Consider the following 21,352-nt stretch of genomic DNA (forward strand, 5'->3'; position numbering starts at 1 on the left):
TAAGAATACCCTCTCTACTACACTAGTAAATTACTCATATCGTAATGCTTCGATTGGATCTAATTTCGCAGCTTTGTTTGCTGGAATTAATCCGAAGATAATACCAAGTGTCATAGAGAATACTACCCCTCCAACGACAACTTCCCATGAAACGAGCGGTGGCCATTTTGCGAATGTGGATACAATATATGCCCCGCCATATCCAAGACCAATTCCAATCAAACCACCTAGAAGCGTTAACATAACAGCTTCAATTAAAAACTGTAATAAAATTTTACTACGTGTTGCCCCAAGTGCTTTACGTATCCCAATTTCGCGCGTACGCTCCGTTACAGATACGAGCATAATATTCATCACGCCAATACCACCAACGACTAATGAAATACCAGCGATACCACCAATAATCATAGTCATAATGTTAGTGACTTTAGAAACTCCTTCTTGGAACTCTTTTAAATTTACCAATTCATATTTACCCGGAATTTCGCTTGGCTTACGACTATTCAATACATCAACAGCTTTTTTCCCCGCTACTTCTAAATCGTCTACATTTTTAGATTGAATTGCGATACTTTGAATTTCATCTGTTCCGTATAACACAGGCCATAAGGTTATTGGGATTAACCCTTCTTCCATTTCAAATCCCATAAACTCATTATCAGATCTGTACACACCAATAATTTGCATTGGCTGTCCCTTCATCTCAATAATTTGTCCAACTGGATTTGTATCCTTAAATAACGTCTCTTCTGTTTTTGTACTAATCATTACAACGTTATTCGCATGAGAAATATCTGATTCGTTTAAAGTACGTCCCTTTACGACTTTTACTTTATTTACTGCAAAATATTCATTATCAAGCCCAATAACATTCAAATTTGCTTTTTTATCATTTACATCAAGCATCTCTGACGTCTGATTTGTCGTAATAACGTGCGAGACATCTTTCACTTGTTTTACTTCTAGAATATCTTCTTCCGTTAACTTCGGTATTTCAAATCCGCCCATACTAAATTCATCATTAATATCTGGTTTAAATTGAATAGGCATAAGATTATTACCAGAACCAGTGATTTTCGACTTCAGCATCGCTTCCCCGCCTTGCCCAATCGCAACGACAGTAATAATAGAACCAACGCCGATGATAATCCCGAGCATCGTAAGAGCTGAGCGCAGTTTGTGAGCTAAAATAGAAGATAAGGCAATTTTGATACTATCTAGTAAACTCATACCGCACACCTTCTATCTTCTGTAACTTTCCCGTCTCGCAGTACAATGCGGCGAGATGAATACGCTGCTACTTCCTCTTCATGTGTAACCATAACAATCGTTGTACCTTCCGCATTTAGCTTCGTGAAAATATTCATAACTTGCTCACCAGACTTCGTATCAAGCGCACCAGTCGGTTCATCGGCCATAATGAACGTTGGATTATTCGCAATCGCTCTTGCAATTGCGACACGCTGCTTCTGTCCACCCGACAATTCATTCGGTAAATGATGCACACGGTCTGATAATCCAACTTTACCTAACGCCTCTAAAGCACGTTTGCGTCGCTCTGCTTTCTTCACGCCACCATATACGAGCGGAAGCTCAACATTTTCCACCGCAGAAAGACGTGGAAGCAAATTAAAATGCTGAAACACAAAGCCGATATACTCATTACGGATTAAAGCAAGCTTTGACTCGTCTGCTGTTAAGATATTCACATCATTGAGCATATATTCGCCTTCTGTTGGACGATCTAAACAACCGATAATATTCATAAGCGTTGACTTACCAGAACCAGACGGCCCCATAATGGAAACAAACTCACCGCTCTGAATCGTTAAACTAATACCATGCAAAATCGGTACCGCAAGCTTCCCTTGATAATACGTCTTAGCAATATTATTTAACGTAATCATTTCTCTTTCACTTCCATTCCGTCATACACGTTGTCGGAAGGATTTTTAACCACCTTTTGCCCCACTGTTACGCCTTCTACAATCTCTGTCCAATCTCCATCATTCGCACCTTTTTTCACATTTTGTTTACGAAGCTTTCCTTTATCCTCAACATAAACAAATGCATCATCGCCCTCTTCTACAATGCTCTTACTTGGAACAGCAATCATCGTCTTATTCTCTAAATTTACTTGCAGAGAAACGTGATAACCTGGAGATAAACCATCTTGACTATCAAGACTTGCTTTATATGTATATTGAGACATATTTTGAGTCGCTTCACCCATACCGCCAGCTTGAGCCATCTCTGCACTCGTTGGGAACTCACTTACCTCTGTAATCTTACCTGTCCACTTCTGCTTATTATTTGCTTTCGCAGTTACAGTAAATGTTTGATCCGGTTGAATTTGTGACTTCTGAAGCTCTGTTAATGTGCCATGAACTTGGAACGGATCTTTAGATGCAACTTGTAAAAAGGCCTTCCCTTGACCACCTACTGCTTGTGATGAACTTTGCGCCGCATCTTTATCTAACTTTTGAACAACACCAGCAAAATTACTATAAATCGTAAGCTCGTTTTGCTTTTTATTTAACTCTTCTTTTTGTAACTTCCCTTTCTCTTTCTCAAGGTCCGTTGTCTTTTGCACTATCTCTAACTCACTTACTTGCTCTTCCATCGGATCTGTTACTTCTTTCCCAGCTCCGCTATCTTTCGCCTTCTTAATTTCTTTCTTCAACGAATCAATCTTCTTTTTCCCTTGATCATAACGCATATCAGCCATCTTCTCATCAAGCTCAGCTTGCTTCATTTGAAGATTAATTTCTTCATTATCATAAGAGAATAACTTCGTTCCCTTTTCTACCTCTTGTCCTTCTTTTACCGCAATATCCTTCACTTTTCCTTTAGTCGGATCCGCATAAAAACTTTCAATATTCCCCGGCTTCACCTGACCAGAAATTAACTTCGTATTATTCAGCTTACGCTCTGTTACTTTCTCAAAACTTACAGCATCAGCAGTTGTTGCTGCGCCCTTCTTCTTGCCTTGCATAATAAAAATATTAACTGCTGCTACAATAACAATTAGTGCAATAACCCCGACAATAATCCATTTCTTCTTCTTGTTTGGAGTACGAACCGTATTTGGTAACATATTCTCGCTCCCTTTATAACTTAATAGTTTAATAAACACTTGAATTGTACAAAACTTTCTGAAAACGAATTACATATTATTACATTCTTTTTACAAAGTTTTACACATTCATTTATATTGTAACAAAAATTCCAATGATTAGAAATATGACATCTTGTCTTTTAAGATAGTTTTAAGGAAAGATACGTACAACAAAAAGAGCGGATATCGCCATAAGACGATACCCGCTCTTCATGTAAAGCTTATTTCTCATACCCATTAGGTTTCTTCTGGTGCCAATTCCAAGCATGCTCAATGATTGTCTTCACATTTACATACTTAGGATCCCATCCTAATTTCTCTTTCGCCTTCTGAGAAGAAGCAACTAAACGTGCTGGATCTCCTGCACGGCGCGGTGCTACCTCAGCAGGAATTTCATGATTTGTAACTTCACGAACTGCATCAACGATTTCTTTTACACTGAAACCATTACCATTCCCTAAGTTATAGAAATCACTCTCTCCGCCATTTTGTAGGTCCTTAAGTCCTAAGTAATGAGCCGCTACTAAATCCTCAACATGAATATAATCACGGATACAAGTACCGTCTGGTGTATTATAATCATCACCAAACATCATAATCTTCTCACGTTGACCTAATGCTACTTGCAGCACAAGAGGAATTAAATGCGTCTCTGGACGGTGATCTTCTCCAATAATACCATTTGGAGTTGCACCAGCCACGTTAAAGTATCTGAAGATCTTATATTTTAAGTTAGACGCTTGGCTATACCAATGAAGCATCTTCTCGATTGCTAACTTCGTTTCTCCATACGTATTCGTTGGGTTCGTCATAGTTTCCTCAGTAATAAGATCAACATCTACCTCACCATACGTTGCCGCAGTAGAAGAGAAAATAAACTTATCTACCTTAAACTCATCCATTACCTCTAATAAGCAAAGTGCACCATACACATTGTTATTATAATACTGAAGAGGCTTCTCCATACTAACTCCAACTAAAGAATCAGCCGCGAAATGCATAACCGCCTCAATATTTTCTTGTTTAAAAACATCTCTTAAAAATGCTTTATCACGAAGGTCGCCATTATAAAACTTCGCACCTTCTGTAATCGCATCTTCATGGCCAGTTTGTAAGTTATCTACCACTACCACAGATAAACCTTCGTCTACTAATTTTTTCACAGCGTGAGAACCGATGTAGCCAGCTCCACCGCAGATTAGAATTGAATTCATTGTCTTCCTCCTACATATATTAGGATTTCTTACTTTCTTATTATAAAAGGTATACGATTGCTCGTATACCTTTTGTGTACCTTCTATTACTTAGCCACAAAATAATCCGTTACATATTGTGCCCAAACCTCATGTCCTTTAGCACTTGGGAAACCGAATTCTTCTTGTAAGTACGGTAAAATAGCCTTTGTTGTTGCATCAGGCCATGCTCCCCAGTGATCAACGTATGTATAACCGTTTTGCGTCGCAAATTGCTTTAATCCCTCAATTGCTTTCGGATAATTCTTCGCATATGCTTCATTAAAAGATGACTTCGCTTCTTGTTTTTTCTCTTCTTTCTTTGCTCCGCTATCTTTCGCTTCAGCCGCTGTTTTCGTTACTTCACTCGTCTGTCCTGTCGCATTCGCAACTTTCTTATTCCAGTACAATTTACCGCTCACAATCGAAGCGACAAACAATACAAAAATAAACCCAACTCCTTCCAAAGGAGTTGGGTTATTACATATTACTTAGTCACTTCAAGATGTGCTCTTAACTTATTCGTTAAATCTTGCTTTGCTGCATCTGGAACATAGTAGTACCAAATACCATCAGCGGCTTTATGACCGTCACCTGGGATTTGAATATCTTCACTATTCTGCAGACAATTTTTATAATTCATTTGCATATCAAACATTTGATCTTGCGTTAAGTTTGTCTTCACATTCTTTTGAATTGCTGTAAGTACATCTCCATAACTTGCTAAAGAAGAGAAGCTTGCACCTTTCTTAATAACAGCCTGCATTACTTGGCGTTGACGCATTTGACGACCGAAGTCACCGCGTGGATCTTGCTTACGCATACGTGTATATGCTAAAGCTTCGTCACCATTTAAATGAATATTCCCTTTCGCAAAATGATGCCCATCTTGCGTAAACTCTAAATCATTATTTACATCTACTCCACCAACCGCATCAACAATATCTTTGAAACCTTCCATATTGACTTCAATATAGTAGTTAATTGGAACATTCAAGAACTTCTCTACTGTTTCCACAGACATATCTACGCCACCGAATGCATAAGCATGGTTGATTTTATCGCTCTTTCCTTTACCTACAATCTCTGTATAAGTATCTCGAGGAATACTTACTGTTTTCATAGAATTATTTTTAGGATTTAATGTAATTACCATTAAAGAATCTGAACGCCCTTTATCCTCACCACGTTCATCTGCTCCTAATAATAAAATTGACACAGGTTCAGAGTTTTTAATTTTCTCTCCAACCTTATCATTATTTTGATCACGCTTTAGAGGTTTATGAACTTCCTCTAATGTTTTGGATACAGAAGAATATATATTATATGCATAAATTCCTCCGCCTATAATTAGTGCTCCAATAATACCGAGTACCCAAAATAAAATTTTCTTTTTCATATCTTTACCCTCTTTATCAAAATTTATAAATAGTATATCTATTTTTACACTCCTTACTATATTACATTAATCTGAATTAAAAATAAAAGAAAATTTGAGAAATGAACACCAACGTTCCTCATCCCGATAAATGAATCCATTGACACTAATTAATTGAATAATCCTTTCCTCCCCTGAATATTCAAAAAAACCTAACTTTCCTTTAACATCATTCCCTACAGCACAAAATAGAGCCCATCTAGTGGAATGGACTCTACTTTATACCATAAGGAGTTTTATTATACAAAATAATAAACTTTACTCTTTTTATTACTAATTACTCCTCAAATCTTCCACCCTTTCGCATTAAGATGGATTTTTTATATTTATAAAATATCTTATTCTTCGTTCTATGCATACCCAATAATTATTAATTATTAATAATTAACATAGAACATTCAGAGGATATATTGAAGCAAATCTCTATACAAATATTCGTATCTAACTAATATCTATAATTCATTAAAAAAATCTACTGTCTTTCCCTGATATACCAAATATCTTTTGAAAAGTCTTTACAATCAACAGCTACATAGTTATCAGTCCAAACAAAATTATCCGATTTAAATATCGCAGTCATCTTTGGATTATTTTGATATAAAAGCATATCGCCATTTTTAAATTTCCCATTCTCATAATCATGTAAAACCTCAAATAGTTTCACATTCACCATCTCTTTTCTCTATTTTTATAAGCTCATTTTATATTTCTTTTACTGGAAAGTTGTGTTTTTCTCATGAACTCATCGTGAAGTTTTATGGTTTCTTTCTATTTCTATTCCCTACCTTACTTTTATCCTATTTTTAGTTACAACCTACAAAATATCCTTCTGTCTTCTTTTTAATTTATTAATAGTGTAAAAAATATCCCCTAACTATTCCTCTTCTTTTCTAAACAAATAACATAGTAATGAGGTGTAAATAAAATAGGTGAATGCAAAGCTACAAATTCAGCCCTACATCCACCTATCTCTATAAAAACACTTTATCTTCTACGTCTATTATTCCTTTTTATCCCCAAGTGCAAACGTAATTTCCGTCTCACAAGCAATTTCACCATCTACAGTTGCAATTGCTTTCCCTTTGCCAATTGCTCCACGTACACGCGTCATTTCAACTTCTAAACGAAGTTGGTCACCTGGACGGACTTGTCGTTTAAAACGACAATTATCAATGCCAGCAAAGAATGCTAAACGACCACGATTCTCCTCTTTCTTCAGCATAGCAACAGCTCCAACTTGTGCTAAAGCTTCTACAATTAAAACACCCGGCATTACAGGATAGTCTGGAAAATGCCCATTAAAAAACTCTTCATTAGCTGTAACATTCTTTATTCCAATAGCGCGCTTTCCTTCTTCTACTTCTAAAACTTTATCCACAAGTAGAAATGGATAGCGGTGAGGAATTATTTCTTTAATTTGTTGAATATCTAGCATACACTTCTCTCCTTACGAAATATTGGTCATACCACCAGAAGTTATACTATTATTATCCCATTTTAACTCTTCTTTGTCATTATAAAAAAGATTTCAAAATTCCTCTTCCAAATAAAAAAATGTATACACTCTTTTCAATGTTTATTATAACTGACACGGAGGTTGAAAAGAGTGTATACCAAAATTAGGGAAAGGCAAATTATATCAAATATGATTAGCCTTTAATGTCGTATTCAAGATTTATTATATATGACAAAAATAAGAAATTAAAACCTAATTTTCAACCTTTTTCGCATTAATTCCCTACTTTTCCTTATGATTTCTCTGTTTTCCTTTCATTCTCTTAAATGTGATATTTAGAAATATGGATCTTAATAAAAAATTTTTAAAAGAAAAATGAAAATATCTAATAACATAAATATTGGATATTATGATAAAATGAATATAAAAATTCCGACCTAACTCTTCAACTTCAAATATATTGGATTTTTAGAAAGGAACGAACAAATGGCAAAAGGTGTACATACTATAGAATTAGCGGCCTCCCCAGATCAAATTTGGAGCTTTATTAGTAATATAAATAATTGGGCTCCACTAGTTACGGGCTATGTGAAACATAAGATTATCGATGATAAACATTCAACTTGGCGCTTGCACGGTGATTTAGGATTTATTAAACGCGATGTTAATCTAAATGTTGAAATTATTGAATGGAACATGCCAGATAAAATTAGCTTTACAATGACTTCTCCAACCAAGAAATTGTTTGGCAGCGGCTTTTTTCATGCTGAATCAACCTCTCCCTCTACTACAAAAGTAACAAGTCGGTTAGAAATAAAAACAACTGGTACAGGGGCCTTCATTTTTAATGGAGCAATAAAACCATTTGTTCCCAAAATGACAAGGCAGTTTTCTAAACAAGTCGCAGATAAATTAATGAAACAATTATAAAAACCATCCAGGAAATTGCTTTAACAATACATTTCCTGGATGGTTTTTGTGAAAGTTAACTATTAACCGTTTCTTTTTGTAATAATTTCTGCATATAACCTAATAATTCATGCTTCAACTCATCGTGCTGTAACGCCATTTCAATTGTTGTCTGAATGAATCCGAGCTTCTCTCCAACGTCATATCGCTTTCCTTCGAAATCGTAAGCGAACACTCTTTGAATCTCATTTAAACGCTGAATAGCATCCGTCAACTGAATCTCGCCACCAGCTCCTGTTTGTTGGTCTTCTAAGAACATGAAGATTTCAGGTGATAGTACATATCGTCCCATAATCGCTAAGTTGGATGGTGCTGTTCCTTGAGCTGGCTTTTCTACAAACTTACTTACTTGATAACTACGATCCTTTTGTACCAGTGGATCAATAATACCATAGCGATGCGTTTCCGTTTCTGGAACAGTTTGAACACCAATTACTGATGATTGTGTTTCCTCATATTGATCCATTAATTGACGTAAACATGGTGTTTCAGCTTGTACAATGTCATCACCAAGTAAGACAGCGAATGGCTCATTACCAATAAACTTACGAGCACACCATACAGCATGACCTAAGCCTTTTGGCTCTTTTTGACGAATATAGTGAATATTAATTTTAGAAGACTCTTGCACCTTCCTAAGGATTTCAAGCTTACCCTTTTCTAGTAGGTTCTGTTCCAACTCAAAAGAATGATCAAAGTGATCTTCAATAGCACGCTTTCCTTTTCCAGTTACAATAATAATATCCTCAATTCCAGATTCAATCGCTTCTTCTATAATGTATTGAATTGTTGGTTTATCAACAATCGGTAACATTTCCTTTGGCATCGCTTTAGTTGCTGGCAAAAATCTTGTTCCTAGTCCAGCTGCTGGAATAATAGCTTTTTTTACAGCTTTCATTACTATTTCATCCTCACTTAATAACATTTATTTTTAATTATATTGATGTGAATTATACTCTATCTTTCACTTACTCTCTTTTAAAAATCACATGTTTAAACGAAAAAAATCTCAATATATATTTAATATTTTAATTTCCTTAGTTCTTATCCTCTGCTTAACCATTCAAAATAAGGTTTATCTTTGTAAAAAGATAAATCTCTAACAAAAACCGGCACTATTGCTTTTTCACTATCGATATCGATTGAACTTCTTTATGTGTTTCATCTGAACGCGCTGCAATATAATAACTTTTAGTTTCATAGAAATAGTGTTTTTCATTATCATTGTTCATCATTTCGGTACCTAATACTTCATGTAATTTTGCAAAGGACATCGAAATATCTTGAAATACAACTTCAACAACCTTATCTTGTACAATAGCAAATTGAATGTTTCCATCTTTAACAATTTTCTTCCCAGCTTGATCCGGCAATGAAATTAAAGAGGTAGGATATTCTGATTTTAATTCCTCAATAGTTTTCCCTAAATATCCTGAGGCATTTACAATATTTGCACCATATACGCGCTTTAATACGTTCGTTAAATCTACTAATTTCGTGTCTTCAGCTATAGCATTTCCTGAGTTAAATGGTTCCATATACTTTGTATTAATCCATCCATTTTCACCATTTAGTAGCTGAACTTCTGACCATTCTTCATTTTTTTCTATATTCTTATTCTTATTAACTACACTAAAAATCTCACCAAAATTTGCTATGCCTATTTTATCGCTATTTACCATCGCTTCTTTACGAATAATAACCTCATTACTCTTTACAACGTACTTTTGTACCTTTTCTTTTTCGCTTATCTTGTTTTCAGATACAGTCTTACTTGAAACAATTTTTCCCGCATTCGTCTCTTCCTTATTAGTACCTAAAATTGTATCTTTATAATAAATTCCCGCAGTAATTCCTGCTACTATCAACGTTAAAGCAATAGCAGATATAGCAAATTGTTTTTTCTTTACTTTGCGACGAGGTTTTCTTTTAAGACTCACAGAATTTCTTTGTAATAGCCCATGTTGAAGATCCGATGCTTCTTCTTCTTTTTGCTTTTCTCGTTCTTCTACAGTCATTTGATTATATTTCTTTAAAAATCCTTCATAATGTCCAACTACTTCATGTACATCCCCATACTCTTTAAATCGACCATAATGTAACCAAAGAGCTTTTGTACAGAAGCTTTTTACTTGAGCAAGTGAATGACTAATAAAGAAGATGGTTTTCCCTTGTTCCTTAAATTCATTCATTTTATCTAAACATTTTTTAGTAAAGGTTTGATCTCCAACAGAGAGAGCCTCATCAATTACCAAAATATCTGGATTAATATGAACCGAAATCGCAAATCCAATTCTAGACTTCATCCCACTTGAATAAGTCTTCACTGGTTGATATATAAATTTCCCTATATCAGCAAACTCAATAACTTTTGGTGTAATCTCTTTAATTTGTTCTTTCGTAAGTCCCATCATTAAACCTTTTAGCTCAATATTCTCAATGCCTGTTAATTGTCCATTTAATCCTGAAGAAATTGCAATTAATGCTGCAGATCCTTTAATATCGACTTTTCCTTTATAAGGAATTGTCACTCCAGCAATTAAATTGGACAGGGTACTTTTTCCGGAACCGTTTAACCCTACAATACCAACTATCTCTCCTTCTGGTACTTCAAAGGATATATTATTTAAAGCGTAATGGTACTCACCATCGTCACTTTTAAAAAATAGATCCTTTAATTTATCAGAGGGCTTGTTGTACATTTTATATCTTTTTGTAACATGTTCGAATTTCACTTTATAATTCATTGAACCATTCACCTTTTATAAGTAGTCAACAAACTGCTTGCGGAACCTTATATGAAACATTGATCCAATCACAAACAAAATAATTGCGATTCCCCAGAAGTATAGTGTATATAATGACCATATGAAACTAATATCACCATGTAATAATGAAAGCCTATAACCTTCCACCACATAATAAAATGGATTTGCTTTCATTAAAAATGCAAAGGCACCATGCATATGTTCACTTGGTTTCCACAATACTGGTGTTAAATAAAATAACATTCTTGTAATTGATTGAATAAACAAATGTATATCTCTTGAAATGGTAGAGATTGTAGAAGTGATAAAAGCTAATGCAATTAAGAAACAAAAAGTAGAAAATATGCAATATATCAAGCCAATTATACTAAGAAAACTTAACCCTTTAATAAATACTATAATAATTAATAGCACACCTAGCAAAATCATATGTGTATATAATTGCGATAATATCACATATGTTGGAATAACACTCAATGGAAAATTCATTTTAGACACTGCATTAAGCTTAGCGTAAATAGAATTTGAGCCTTGAATAATTGAACTGTTAATAAAAAACCATGGAATAATACCACATATCATCCAAACAAAGAAAGGAACCCCTTCTACAGGTGCCCCGCCTCTTATACCTAGGCCAAATACTAACCAATAAACTAAAATTTGTGTTAATGGATTTAAAAATACCCATATAACTCCTAATGTACTCGCTGCATATTGTTGCTTGAGTTCATAAGAAGAAAGCCTTCCCATCAAATAGATGCTACCTACTTGTTCACGAATAACACTTTTTATTGCTTTCATACAATAACCCCATTTTCCTGTAACACCTTATGTATATTTCCAAAATTAATAATTTTCATATTAATCCTTGGATCTTCTACTATACAGTTACGGGTATCAAAAAGAAGAGGTTGTCTCATTTTAGCAGCCAACTTATTATAATCCATGCTACCAAACTCACTATGATCAGTTAATACAAGAAGTAAATCCGCTGCCTCCAAAGCCTCTTCTGTTGATAGTGTTTTAAAGAAACTTGCTTGAATGTATGGGTCATGAATTGCAACTTCGTATCCTTGTTCATGAAGCAATTCTATAACTTCTAGCGCTGGGCTCTCCCTCATATCATCTGTATTTCCCTTATAAGTTACGCCAAACACAGCAACTTTTGGTTTTTCAATTCCTTTAAGTAATTTTCCAACATTTTCTGCAACATATGAGGGCATAGAAATATTTGTATCACGAGACATTTGAATAATATTTGTCAGTTCTGGTGCTTTTGCCACAATAAAATATGGGTCCACAGCTAAACAATGTCCTCCTACTCCAGGGCCCGGTTGATGTAAATTTACACGTGGATGCTTGTTTGCCATTTCAATAACATCCAATACGTTGATTTCTAGTTTATTACACACCTTTGCTAATTCATTTGACAGCGCAATATTAACATCCCGAAACGTATTTTCCATCAACTTGGACATTTCTGCTGTTTTTGCATCTGTTTCAATTATTTCACCTTGTACAAACGTTTCATATACTCTCGCACCCATCCGAGCACAAGTTGGAGTTACTCCTCCTACTATTCTATTATTATATACAATTTCTTTCATTATATGCCCAGGAAGCACACGTTCTGGACAATGGACTAAATATATATCCTTCCCTACTGTAAAACCAACCTCTTCAACTAAAGGTTTTACATAATCATCCATGCTACGGGGGGAAATTGTTGATTCTACAATTAGTATGCTCCCTGGTTTGGCGTAATGGAGAATCTCTTTTACTGCCATTAACACACCTGTTAAATCACATGATTTATACCTATCTTTATGATTTGGAGTTGGGACCGCAATAATAAAAACATCAGCCGCCTCCGGTGTAAGTGAAGCACGTAACACACCTCTATTTACCACTTCTGTTACAATCTCTCCAAGTCCTGGCTCTTCAATAAGGATTTCTCCTCTATTTAATTTATCTACAACCTCTGCATTAATATCGACCCCTACTACTTCAACGCCATGTTTCGCAAACATGGCGGAAGTAGGGAGACCGATATAACCTAAACCCACTACACAGATTTTCATTAAAATCCCCTACTTCCTCTTAATGCCATTTAAATATCAGTTTATATCGCTTGACTGTCATCGTTAACCTGATTTATAACATGTCTTTTATCCGTATCATTTTCACACTGATTATTTAAATAATCAAATAACTTTTCACAACTGTTCGACTTTGTATTAATCATTTTCTTATATTGTCTTTTAACTATTTTAGATACTTTAAAATTCTTTTCACTGTGCTTCTCTATACTATCAATAACTTGATCTTCTTCTAAGAAGAAAGTATTTGGAAGCATCATTTCTATTTGATTATAAGTCAGGGTTTGATGTCCATTGAAATAATCAAAACCATACATCACTACTGGTTTTTGTAAGTAAATAAAATCAAATAATATACTAGAATAGTCTGTAACAATCATACTACTACTTTCTATAATACTCTTTACATCGACTTCGTTAAACTTAATAAAATTAACATTAGAATTATCTGTTGATAATAAGTCTACATACTCAGCCATTCTTGGATGAAGTAAAACGTTTAGTTTCACCTTATTATCTTTTAACACTTGATTTAATTTTTTATTATTTATCAAACTGTGAATTCGTTTAAAATAATTACTTTGTAAAAAGTCTTCTTTTGTCTTGATATGTGTTCTCCAAGTAAAAGTTAAGAGAATGTTGTTTTCTTTTACTTTGTTTTGTAAATATTGTGTTCTAAGAAGCCCTGTAGATATAATATCTTGGGGGTTAAATCCATAATGATTTGAGATAATCCCTTTTTCTACATTAGAAGACACTAAAAATTTATCTGCAATATCATTCCTATTATGGTATACATTTTCAACCCTTTTAAAATTAATAATTCCGTGCTGAATAAATATTCGTTTCGCTTTCCTTAACGACTTGATATTAGAAGGCAACATGATATTTACATTATCTGTACTAATAATGTATTTAGCATTCATACTGTAATATAAATGTCTTAAACTATAAAAATGTATTACATTCCCTAATTTTTTAACTTTTTTATACTCTTTAGCCTCTTTTTTAATTACATAATATATTTTTTTATCTGGATATTTTTCGCGACAATATTTAAAGAATGCATAGCCATTATCATTACATGTATCTCCTGTTTTTTCCCCAATTAACCATATATCTTTCTTCCGAAGAATTAAATTAGAAAGGTCTTCCGTAACTACACTAAATAATAATTTTAATTTTTCCCCCATTCCAATACCTGGATTATTTTTAATCTGAGCTATTGAGAATTGTTTGCTTCTAATATTAGAAATTATTTTTCTTTTGAAATAACCCCACTTGCTAGGAAGCTTTTTATAATTAATGGCTAACTTACTTCTACTTTTAACAATAGGAACTATCTCATAATGCACATTTTCCATCTTTATAAAGTGATTATTTGCTTTATATACAAAATTATTATTCATTCCTCCTAGAGGTACTTGCTTCTTAACCCCTAAGAATTCCGTTTCAATGTAGAAATCATATCCCCCTAGTTGTATCGACCCGTTAAACGGAATTGTTACTTCGTACCCACCATGTCCATATTTAAAGTGTGGACTAGAGAACTTGTTATTATATGCATATGATGCATTAATTTTATATTCCCTTTTTGTCTTTCGATTTACCATAATGATAGTATGCTGAATATCGTTTTTGTTTGTAATAGATATATTATTAATATAAGCTAGTCCTTTTAAAATAAGCTGATTTCCTTCAAATTTAATGTCTACTAACCGATTAATTAACTTATTGGAATTAACATAATGCGTAATATCTACTAAAACATTTTTCCCTTTACATTCAAATATAAAATAGAATTTGCCATTATGTTTTACAGTTTTAAACGGAGGCGTATTTACATCGTCATACATGGTCATTTTTTTCCACAATCGACTTAAGGTAATTAACTCTTCATATTTATTCTCTAATAGCAAAGTCATTTTTACAAAGTTGTGAAATGAAAATACTTTAATTTTATTTTTATTGAAATTGGATCCAAATAAAGTTTCCCTTACTAATTTCAAAACTAGCATTTGTTCCTCTTGCGGATATTGAATAATACTAGAAACATGTTGACTTGCTTCTAACATTCTATAAAATTGAATTGAATTATTAAATCTCACTTTATTTTTAATATTGAATTTATTCTTCTCTATAACATTATTAATAGAACTCACTGCAATAGACAAGTCCTTTAAATTTTGAATACTTTTTTGTTGCGTAATAGAGCTATTAGATGTTTCTCCTCTGCCTCTATAATAATAAACAAAATCTTCGAGGACCAGGGTCTTCTTAGATTGAAAAAACATTGTATTAGAGAATAACAAATCCTCAGCATACTTAATATTTTTAATGAAATCTATATTCTTAATTAGTTCCTTTTTATATAATTTAGCACAACAACTAGGGAATAAATATAAAACCGGGTTCTCAGTAATACTTACTATCTCAAAGTTTTTAATACCCTTCAAAAATTCCATTCTTTGTCTAAACCGGGGAACATTTTCAAATGTTTCAAACTGCTTTTCTCCAATAAATGACATCATTCGCCCAACTACCAAGTCTGCCCCTTGGTTTTCGGCATAATTATACATTTTTTCACACGCATTACTATCTATATAATCATCGCCATCTAAAAACATTACATATTCTGCATTAGCAATTTTCTTTCCAATATTTCTTGGTTCTGACGGACTACCTGTATTTTCTAAAAATCTATAACTAACTCGGTTCTCTCGCTCAGCTATTTGTTTTACTACATTCGTTGTATTATCAGTGGAACCATCATCTACAACAATAACTTGGACACCTTCTAATGTTTGATTTAAAACAGATTCAATAGCCTCCTCAATATAATTTTCAACATTATAGCTTGCGATAACAACAGCTACTTTATAAAGGGGAGGTTGCTCTTCAACATTTTGTATTTGATTTAATAGATTTTGAATATATTTTTCATTCTTCTTGGCAGGGTTGTACACATTCAAGAAATTTATATCTGTATAATCATTTCCTTTAACCTTAACTACTTTTGCACCAGATAGATGTTGCTTCAAATAGCTATAATATACCTTTAAACGTTCATTTACTGAGCGAATATCTTTAATATTTTTAAATTGATGAAAAACACCATCTTTTAGATACTCTTCAGATAAGTACATCTCATGGATAATAACACGTTTATTAAAATACTGATTTACAACTTCTATAAATCGGTCACAGTATGTTTTCCACGTTTTAAAATCTATATGATTTCTTTTTATAACTTCAAAGTTCATCTCTTTGTATACATTACTATCTCTAACAATCCAACTGTTTAGAACTAAGGAGTCTTCTTTTTTCAGAAGATCATACCTTTCATCTAACAAATCAATAATAATATAATCATTCTGTCTTGAAATTTTCTCAATATCATTTAAAAAAGTTTTATTCAACTCGTTTCCTAAAACTCTCTCCTTGGCATAACTATGGGGTGTTATATTATCTGGATTATAATGAAGGGGAGCTGACATCATACTCATCATAGAATGAAGAGCATAATCCGCATCTACATATATACTATTCTCTATTACAGCACTTAATATATTTCCCGTTTCATTCCCTAAAGTTACAATGTTCACTAATGGATCCCACCCTTTACTTTTTCTTACTCATTTAAAAACGAAATTCCGCTAAATTTTATATTAACTTATAATGTTTGTAACAGTTTGTTTAGCCCAATTCCCAAGATGTTTTGGTAAATCTCCATGTCCTTTTCCATCTTTTAAAAGGTTATTATATACAATCTTATTTTCACGTAAAAGTTTTGTGAACTTCTCAAAGTAAACTTCATAATAAATATCATTAGTAATACTTAAAAATTCTATCTTCGTCTGTATACCTTCATATAGTAAAGACGGTAAAACGTCATCCATATATTTTGTATCTTCTTTAGATACACCCCCAGCAACATTTTTAACTAAACTACTCTGATGATAATAGCTACTATTAAATATCCCCCAATAAATAGGAGGACCACCGGCAACTACATGTCCGACATTCATTCTCAACCCATAATATAAAGCTGAACCGCCACCTTTAGATCCGCCAAGCATAATAATATTTTGTTTTGCGACATTACATTGCTGCGCAATATTTTCTATCAACTCTATAATATTTCTCTGCAAATTATCTTTTCTGTTTGTATCTTGATAAAATCTTCCGTTTAATCCGTAATCATCTAATAAATATAATGTGTTCACGGGCATATCCTTTAAAATCCCTAAAAACTCATACTTAGTTATATATGGATTAAAACCATGAAAAACTACCACTAAATATTCACTTGCTTTTTTCTTTAATAAATATTTAATATTTTCACTATCGGGGCAATGGCATACTTTATCAAAAGCTGTTACGTATCCTTGTTTACGATGGCGACGTATTTTCAAATAATTAATATGCGCTTTACCTTTTCCTTTCACCTTCAGATAAATACGATAAAAATTAAATTTACTTGGTGTATTAATAATTCCATTATGTTCTGTACACTTTTGTGAATAAAATACGCGTCCTTCATCATTAAAGAAATTGACCACTACACTTATATCTAGTTCATTTTGTTTCTTATCTATTTCTAGTAGATATTCCGCATCCTCTTTCAACACTGGAAGTAAATTTCTGTTCACTTTGAAAAATTCGTCATAAAAATTCGTCCAAAATCCTACCGTTTTTTCTTCACTTTCTACAGACATTTGAATTTCTGCTTCGCCACCAACACAAAATTTAAAATCTATATTTGCATGTGGTACTAAGTACATATGTGTAGTAAAGGGGATTTTATAGTACTCTTGTGTACTATCAAATGTATTGTACAAATCTGTATAATACTTCTTAAAATATTCGTCTCCTGGAAGATTGAATTTTAAACATGGTGTAAAAACAGATTCAGCGTAATTCTTATCTATTTTTATCGTACCTATACCTTCAAAATTCTTTTTAAAGAAATCATACATTTTTTGTAATTTCTTATTTACCTGAGCTACTTCGGAATAGTTTTCTAACTTTATCGCTTTATTTTCTTTCAAATATTCTTCTGTAAAATACACTTCATGAAGAATAACTTTATCACTAGATACTACTTTTTTTAGCATTGCTATAAAATCTAAGCAAACTCCTTGCCATCTCATATTAAACACATTTGCATGTTTAATAGATTCGCCTTTAAGATCTACTTCTTCTAATTCTTGTTGTAAATCACATGTTAAGGTTAATTTTTCACCTTCATAACTTAAAACATCGTATGCTTCATCCAATAAATCAATAATGATATAATCTGAAGAATTCACATACTTGGGTAGATCATAAAACTTAGAGTAGCTTTCGTATTGTATTTGAGATGAATGAAAGAGACCGGTATTTTTGAGTTCTTGTTTTGACATTAAAGTTTCTAAGTTTACTTGATGGATATCTGTCACTAACTCAATATTTTTCGTCGAAGCTAAATTAAAAACCAATCTACTTGCAGCACCAATAGTTGTAATTTTCACCTTGCCAATCCCCTATTCTTTTTTTATAGATTCAAATATCATTTGACAATGTTTATTAGAGCTTCTTTTTAGATATACAGACCGCTGTTTTTTAAAAACCATTTCGTCAACACAAAAATTTACTTTTTGAGAAATAATATTGAATAAATCTTCCATGCCATTAACAACCGGCCCAAATAAGTCTTGCTTATGATCAATCGGCCCTTCATTGTAATGCCTAGAATAGAATTCATCATAATCAAATTGATAGAAAATAACCGGCTTATTCATATAAGCAAAATCAAATGAAACGGTAGAATAATCCGTAATCAGTAAACGATGCCGTTTTAATAAGCTTTGAACAGTTTCTTCTCCCTGTTTAATGATCCTGATTCGTTTATGCAAAGCAAGCTTTTCTGCACCAAATTTTTGTGTTTGATAGTGCGGAAAGAATGTCAATGTTAAATCTTGCTCTTCTAGTATTTGATGAAGCTCTTTACTTTGTAAAAATGACATGTATGTTTGCCAATAATTTGATTCTTCCAATTGCTCTTTTGTTTTAATCCAGCTTCTCCACGTTGGCATGAGTAAAATTTCATTCCCTTTACTCTCATCTTGTAGTGCATCCCAACGTGCAAGTCCTGTTACAATTACTTCATCTTCGGTATAACCAAATTCTTTTACAATATGATCTTTCTCAAATTGGGAAGATACGACAAACAATGAGTATCCCATACGATTTTTATTCAATACATGATTCACCCGACTTACACCGATGACTCCATGTTGAATAAAAATTTTCTTATTTTGTTGCCATTCTGGATAATACTTCAAAATATCTTTGTACGCACTCGTATACATATTTGCTGTTTCTGAATAACTGTTAATCGTCTTATCACAAATTAATAAGTAAAACGTATGTTTAAAACTCCCGTATCGAATACTGTTACCTAGATTTTTAATATTTTTATAATCATTTGATTTTTTGTCGATAACATAATATATCGGTACATCTGGATATTCTTTTCTAATATAGGTAAATAAATGATAGGAATTGTCTTGCGCTGTATCCGGTCTTTCCCCAATTAACCATATCTTTTTTTTGCGAAAATATGAACTAAATAGCTTATACAAAACTATAGCAAAAAATGACTCATACTTTTTCCGCTTAAAAAGACCTATATCATAGCGCATCGCTCGTTTTTTTTCACGATATTTATTCATCATTCGCTGCGTATAACTACACTTACGAATTTGAATTGTAGCTTCACTATTTTTATATAGCATTCTAAACTCTAATGGATTTATCTCTTGATGTTTTGTATTATTGCGTAACTGTGCCAATAAAACCTTTATTGGTTCTTCAACAACAGTATTCCCTATGTTGAGGCGTATTGATATTTTCCATTCTCCCTCTTCTAACAAATCTTTCACATTGACCTCTATTGTTTCAAAGCCCGCATCATTATAGTCAATGGTATTGTTAGAAAATAGGTATGTTATATCGGTACGTAAGGAGCTTTTTAATTGAATTATTTTAGTAGTTCCTTCTTTTCGAAATACCAATTCTTTTTTTATTCCCCTTGTAGACAAGTTTTCAATAAAAGCATATCCACTGATTGTTAAGGTTGCTTGTCGAAGCCTTATACCTTCAATTCGATGATTTACTGTTAAATGATCTACTTGTAATAAGTTTTTATATCGAGGAAAAAATCGGTATAAATAATAATAATATTTCTCATTCTCACAAATAAGTTCTTTAGAAATAGATTCATCTCGAAGAATGACTAATAATTGTGTTAAAGACGTGCAATCATTCTGTTTAATCATTTCTGTTATTAATTGATCACGCACATTTAACTCCTCTGTAATATTTGAAAGATGCAAACTTGAAAGAAATTCATTCCCAAACTGAATAACTTGAGATAGTTGTTCCTTGGAAAAGCTCGTACCTTTTAAAAGAATAGAATCAACAAAGAATTTCCATTGTCTTTTCTCAATGAAATCAATATATGATTTTTTTGCATACTCCTCATAGAGGGATTCTAATTTCTTTTGTAATGTAACTAATTGTTTAAAAAATGATACACTTGTTTTTTTTGATAAATTCTCTCCACTATCTAGTACCCTATAGTTCAGAAAAGGAATATCTTTTACAACAATACGGTCAGATACAAGAAAACAGTGCTGTGTAAAAAGCAAATCTTCTCCTACTTCCAAATCCTCAGCAAAACAGATGTTATGTTGTCTACATAACATCCTTTTAAATATTTTATTACTAGCAGATGGTGTCAAATGTAATTCAGAATGCACTGTAATATTTCTAACTGCAGGTAAATCCTTCTGAAATACCTTTTTCATATATGAAAGCGGCCATTGCTTATATTCATTAAAGCATTTAATATTTGCAATACCAATGTCTGCATCTTCTTTAATTACATGCTTATATAGCTGTTCATAAGCCGTTGAGTTTATGTAGTCATCTGCGTCTAGAAAAGTAACATATTCACCTTTTGCATACCGAAGCCCCGTATTTCGTGCACTACTCACGCCTCTATTTTTTTGCGTGTATACTTTAACATGACTATACATCTCTTCGTATTTTCGTAAAACACCTATACTGTTATCTGTTGATCCATCATCCACAACAATGATTTCGATGTCTTTTAATGTTTGATTGATAACAGTCTCCAAACACTGCTTTATATATTGTTCTTTATTATAACTTGTAACTATAACACTTAATTTTATTTTTTTCAACAACTATCATTCCCATCTGC

Annotated in this window: 16 protein-coding genes; 1 reads left to right on the forward strand and 15 read right to left on the reverse strand. The window is 32.8% G+C overall.

Going from position 1 to position 21,352, the window contains the following annotated elements; all coding sequences use genetic code 11:
• Positions 1 to 30 precede the first annotated feature (30 nt).
• The 8 genes from COI75_RS01015 to fabZ form a co-directional block, all read right to left on the reverse strand.
• Positions 31 to 1,230, reverse strand: a complete 1,200-nt coding sequence (locus COI75_RS01015; RefSeq protein ID WP_000054383.1) for an ABC transporter permease — start codon at positions 1,228 to 1,230, stop codon at positions 31 to 33.
• Complete coding sequence (locus COI75_RS01020) at positions 1,227 to 1,907, reverse strand: ABC transporter ATP-binding protein (protein ID WP_098386390.1); 681 nt, start codon at positions 1,905 to 1,907, stop codon at positions 1,227 to 1,229. Before COI75_RS01020 ends, COI75_RS01015 begins: the two co-directional genes overlap by 4 nt.
• A complete protein-coding gene (locus COI75_RS01025; protein ID WP_098448153.1) occupies positions 1,904 to 3,097 on the reverse strand; it encodes an efflux RND transporter periplasmic adaptor subunit in 1,194 nt (397 codons plus the stop codon). The genes COI75_RS01020 and COI75_RS01025 overlap by 4 nt, the downstream gene beginning before the upstream one ends.
• A gap of 242 nt (positions 3,098 to 3,339) precedes the next feature.
• The gene (gene galE, locus COI75_RS01030; protein WP_001084635.1) at positions 3,340 to 4,332 is read right to left on the reverse strand and encodes a UDP-glucose 4-epimerase GalE; all 993 of its coding nucleotides are present in this window, start codon (positions 4,330 to 4,332) and stop codon (positions 3,340 to 3,342) included.
• Positions 4,333 to 4,418: 86 nt separating this feature from the next.
• Positions 4,419 to 4,817: a hypothetical protein gene (locus COI75_RS01035; RefSeq protein ID WP_098448154.1), complete on the reverse strand. Its 399-nt coding sequence runs from the start codon at positions 4,815 to 4,817 to the stop codon at positions 4,419 to 4,421.
• 20 nt (positions 4,818 to 4,837) lie between these two features.
• Positions 4,838 to 5,749, reverse strand: a complete 912-nt coding sequence (gene tagU / locus COI75_RS01040) for a polyisoprenyl-teichoic acid--peptidoglycan teichoic acid transferase TagU (RefSeq protein WP_000727078.1) — start codon at positions 5,747 to 5,749, stop codon at positions 4,838 to 4,840.
• A gap of 511 nt (positions 5,750 to 6,260) precedes the next feature.
• Positions 6,261 to 6,461, reverse strand: a complete 201-nt coding sequence (locus COI75_RS01045) for a hypothetical protein (protein WP_098448155.1) — start codon at positions 6,459 to 6,461, stop codon at positions 6,261 to 6,263.
• Between the two features lie 327 nt (positions 6,462 to 6,788).
• Positions 6,789 to 7,223 (reverse strand): 3-hydroxyacyl-ACP dehydratase FabZ, encoded by a 435-nt coding sequence (gene fabZ, locus COI75_RS01050; RefSeq protein WP_000884318.1) that lies wholly within the window; start codon positions 7,221 to 7,223, stop codon positions 6,789 to 6,791.
• 507 nt (positions 7,224 to 7,730) lie between these two features.
• On the opposite strand from fabZ, the gene COI75_RS01055 reads away from it, so the two are divergent.
• Positions 7,731 to 8,174: a CoxG family protein gene (locus COI75_RS01055; protein ID WP_098448156.1), complete on the forward strand. Its 444-nt coding sequence runs from the start codon at positions 7,731 to 7,733 to the stop codon at positions 8,172 to 8,174.
• A 55-nt stretch (positions 8,175 to 8,229) separates the two neighbouring features.
• On the opposite strand, the gene galU is transcribed toward COI75_RS01055, so the two are convergent.
• From galU to COI75_RS01090, 7 genes are all read right to left on the reverse strand, one after another.
• Positions 8,230 to 9,111, reverse strand: a complete 882-nt coding sequence (galU, locus tag COI75_RS01060) for a UTP--glucose-1-phosphate uridylyltransferase GalU (RefSeq protein ID WP_098448157.1) — start codon at positions 9,109 to 9,111, stop codon at positions 8,230 to 8,232.
• A gap of 217 nt (positions 9,112 to 9,328) precedes the next feature.
• On the reverse strand, positions 9,329 to 10,960 hold the full coding sequence (gene tagH, locus COI75_RS01065; protein ID WP_098448158.1) for a teichoic acids export ABC transporter ATP-binding subunit TagH: 1,632 nt from the start codon (positions 10,958 to 10,960) through the stop codon (positions 9,329 to 9,331).
• Between the two features lie 15 nt (positions 10,961 to 10,975).
• Positions 10,976 to 11,782: an ABC transporter permease gene (locus COI75_RS01070; protein WP_098448159.1), complete on the reverse strand. Its 807-nt coding sequence runs from the start codon at positions 11,780 to 11,782 to the stop codon at positions 10,976 to 10,978.
• Entirely contained in the window at positions 11,779 to 13,062 is a 1,284-nt protein-coding gene (locus COI75_RS01075) for a nucleotide sugar dehydrogenase (RefSeq protein WP_098448160.1), read from the reverse strand. Before COI75_RS01075 ends, COI75_RS01070 begins: the two co-directional genes overlap by 4 nt.
• 41 nt (positions 13,063 to 13,103) lie before the next feature.
• The gene (locus COI75_RS01080) at positions 13,104 to 16,685 is read right to left on the reverse strand and encodes a bifunctional glycosyltransferase/CDP-glycerol:glycerophosphate glycerophosphotransferase (RefSeq protein ID WP_098448161.1); all 3,582 of its coding nucleotides are present in this window, start codon (positions 16,683 to 16,685) and stop codon (positions 13,104 to 13,106) included.
• Positions 16,686 to 16,748: 63 nt separating this feature from the next.
• Positions 16,749 to 18,593 carry an accessory Sec system protein Asp2 gene (locus COI75_RS01085; RefSeq protein ID WP_098448162.1) on the reverse strand — a complete coding sequence of 615 codons (1,845 nt, stop codon included), beginning with the start codon at positions 18,591 to 18,593 and terminating at the stop codon, positions 16,749 to 16,751.
• Positions 18,594 to 18,605: 12 nt separating this feature from the next.
• The gene (locus COI75_RS01090) at positions 18,606 to 21,335 is read right to left on the reverse strand and encodes a bifunctional glycosyltransferase/CDP-glycerol:glycerophosphate glycerophosphotransferase (RefSeq protein WP_255265666.1); all 2,730 of its coding nucleotides are present in this window, start codon (positions 21,333 to 21,335) and stop codon (positions 18,606 to 18,608) included.
• Between the last annotated feature and the right edge of the window lie 17 nt (positions 21,336 to 21,352).

Origin of the sequence: Bacillus cereus (assembly GCF_002564555.1) — a bacterium.
GTDB classification, from domain to species: domain Bacteria; phylum Bacillota; class Bacilli; order Bacillales; family Bacillaceae_G; genus Bacillus_A; species Bacillus_A cereus_K.

What these genes read in the sequence shown, in the direction of transcription:
- COI75_RS01015 (WP_000054383.1), bottom strand. Translation starts at nt 1,230, where the DNA reads ATGAGTTTACTAGATAGTATCAAAATTGCCTTATCTTCTATTTTAGCT.
- COI75_RS01020 (WP_098386390.1), bottom strand. Translation starts at nt 1,907, where the DNA reads ATGATTACGTTAAATAATATTGCTAAGACGTATTATCAAGGGAAGCTT.
- COI75_RS01025 (WP_098448153.1), bottom strand. Translation starts at nt 3,097, where the DNA reads ATGTTACCAAATACGGTTCGTACTCCAAACAAGAAGAAGAAATGGATT.
- galE (WP_001084635.1), bottom strand. Translation starts at nt 4,332, where the DNA reads ATGAATTCAATTCTAATCTGCGGTGGAGCTGGCTACATCGGTTCTCAC.
- tagU (WP_000727078.1), bottom strand. Translation starts at nt 5,749, where the DNA reads ATGAAAAAGAAAATTTTATTTTGGGTACTCGGTATTATTGGAGCACTA.
- COI75_RS01045 (WP_098448155.1), bottom strand. Translation starts at nt 6,461, where the DNA reads ATGGTGAATGTGAAACTATTTGAGGTTTTACATGATTATGAGAATGGG.
- fabZ (WP_000884318.1), bottom strand. Translation starts at nt 7,223, where the DNA reads ATGCTAGATATTCAACAAATTAAAGAAATAATTCCTCACCGCTATCCA.
- COI75_RS01055 (WP_098448156.1), top strand. Translation starts at nt 7,731, where the DNA reads ATGGCAAAAGGTGTACATACTATAGAATTAGCGGCCTCCCCAGATCAA.
- galU (WP_098448157.1), bottom strand. Translation starts at nt 9,111, where the DNA reads ATGAAAGCTGTAAAAAAAGCTATTATTCCAGCAGCTGGACTAGGAACA.
- tagH (WP_098448158.1), bottom strand. Translation starts at nt 10,960, where the DNA reads ATGAATTATAAAGTGAAATTCGAACATGTTACAAAAAGATATAAAATG.
- COI75_RS01070 (WP_098448159.1), bottom strand. Translation starts at nt 11,782, where the DNA reads ATGAAAGCAATAAAAAGTGTTATTCGTGAACAAGTAGGTAGCATCTAT.
- COI75_RS01075 (WP_098448160.1), bottom strand. Translation starts at nt 13,062, where the DNA reads ATGAAAATCTGTGTAGTGGGTTTAGGTTATATCGGTCTCCCTACTTCC.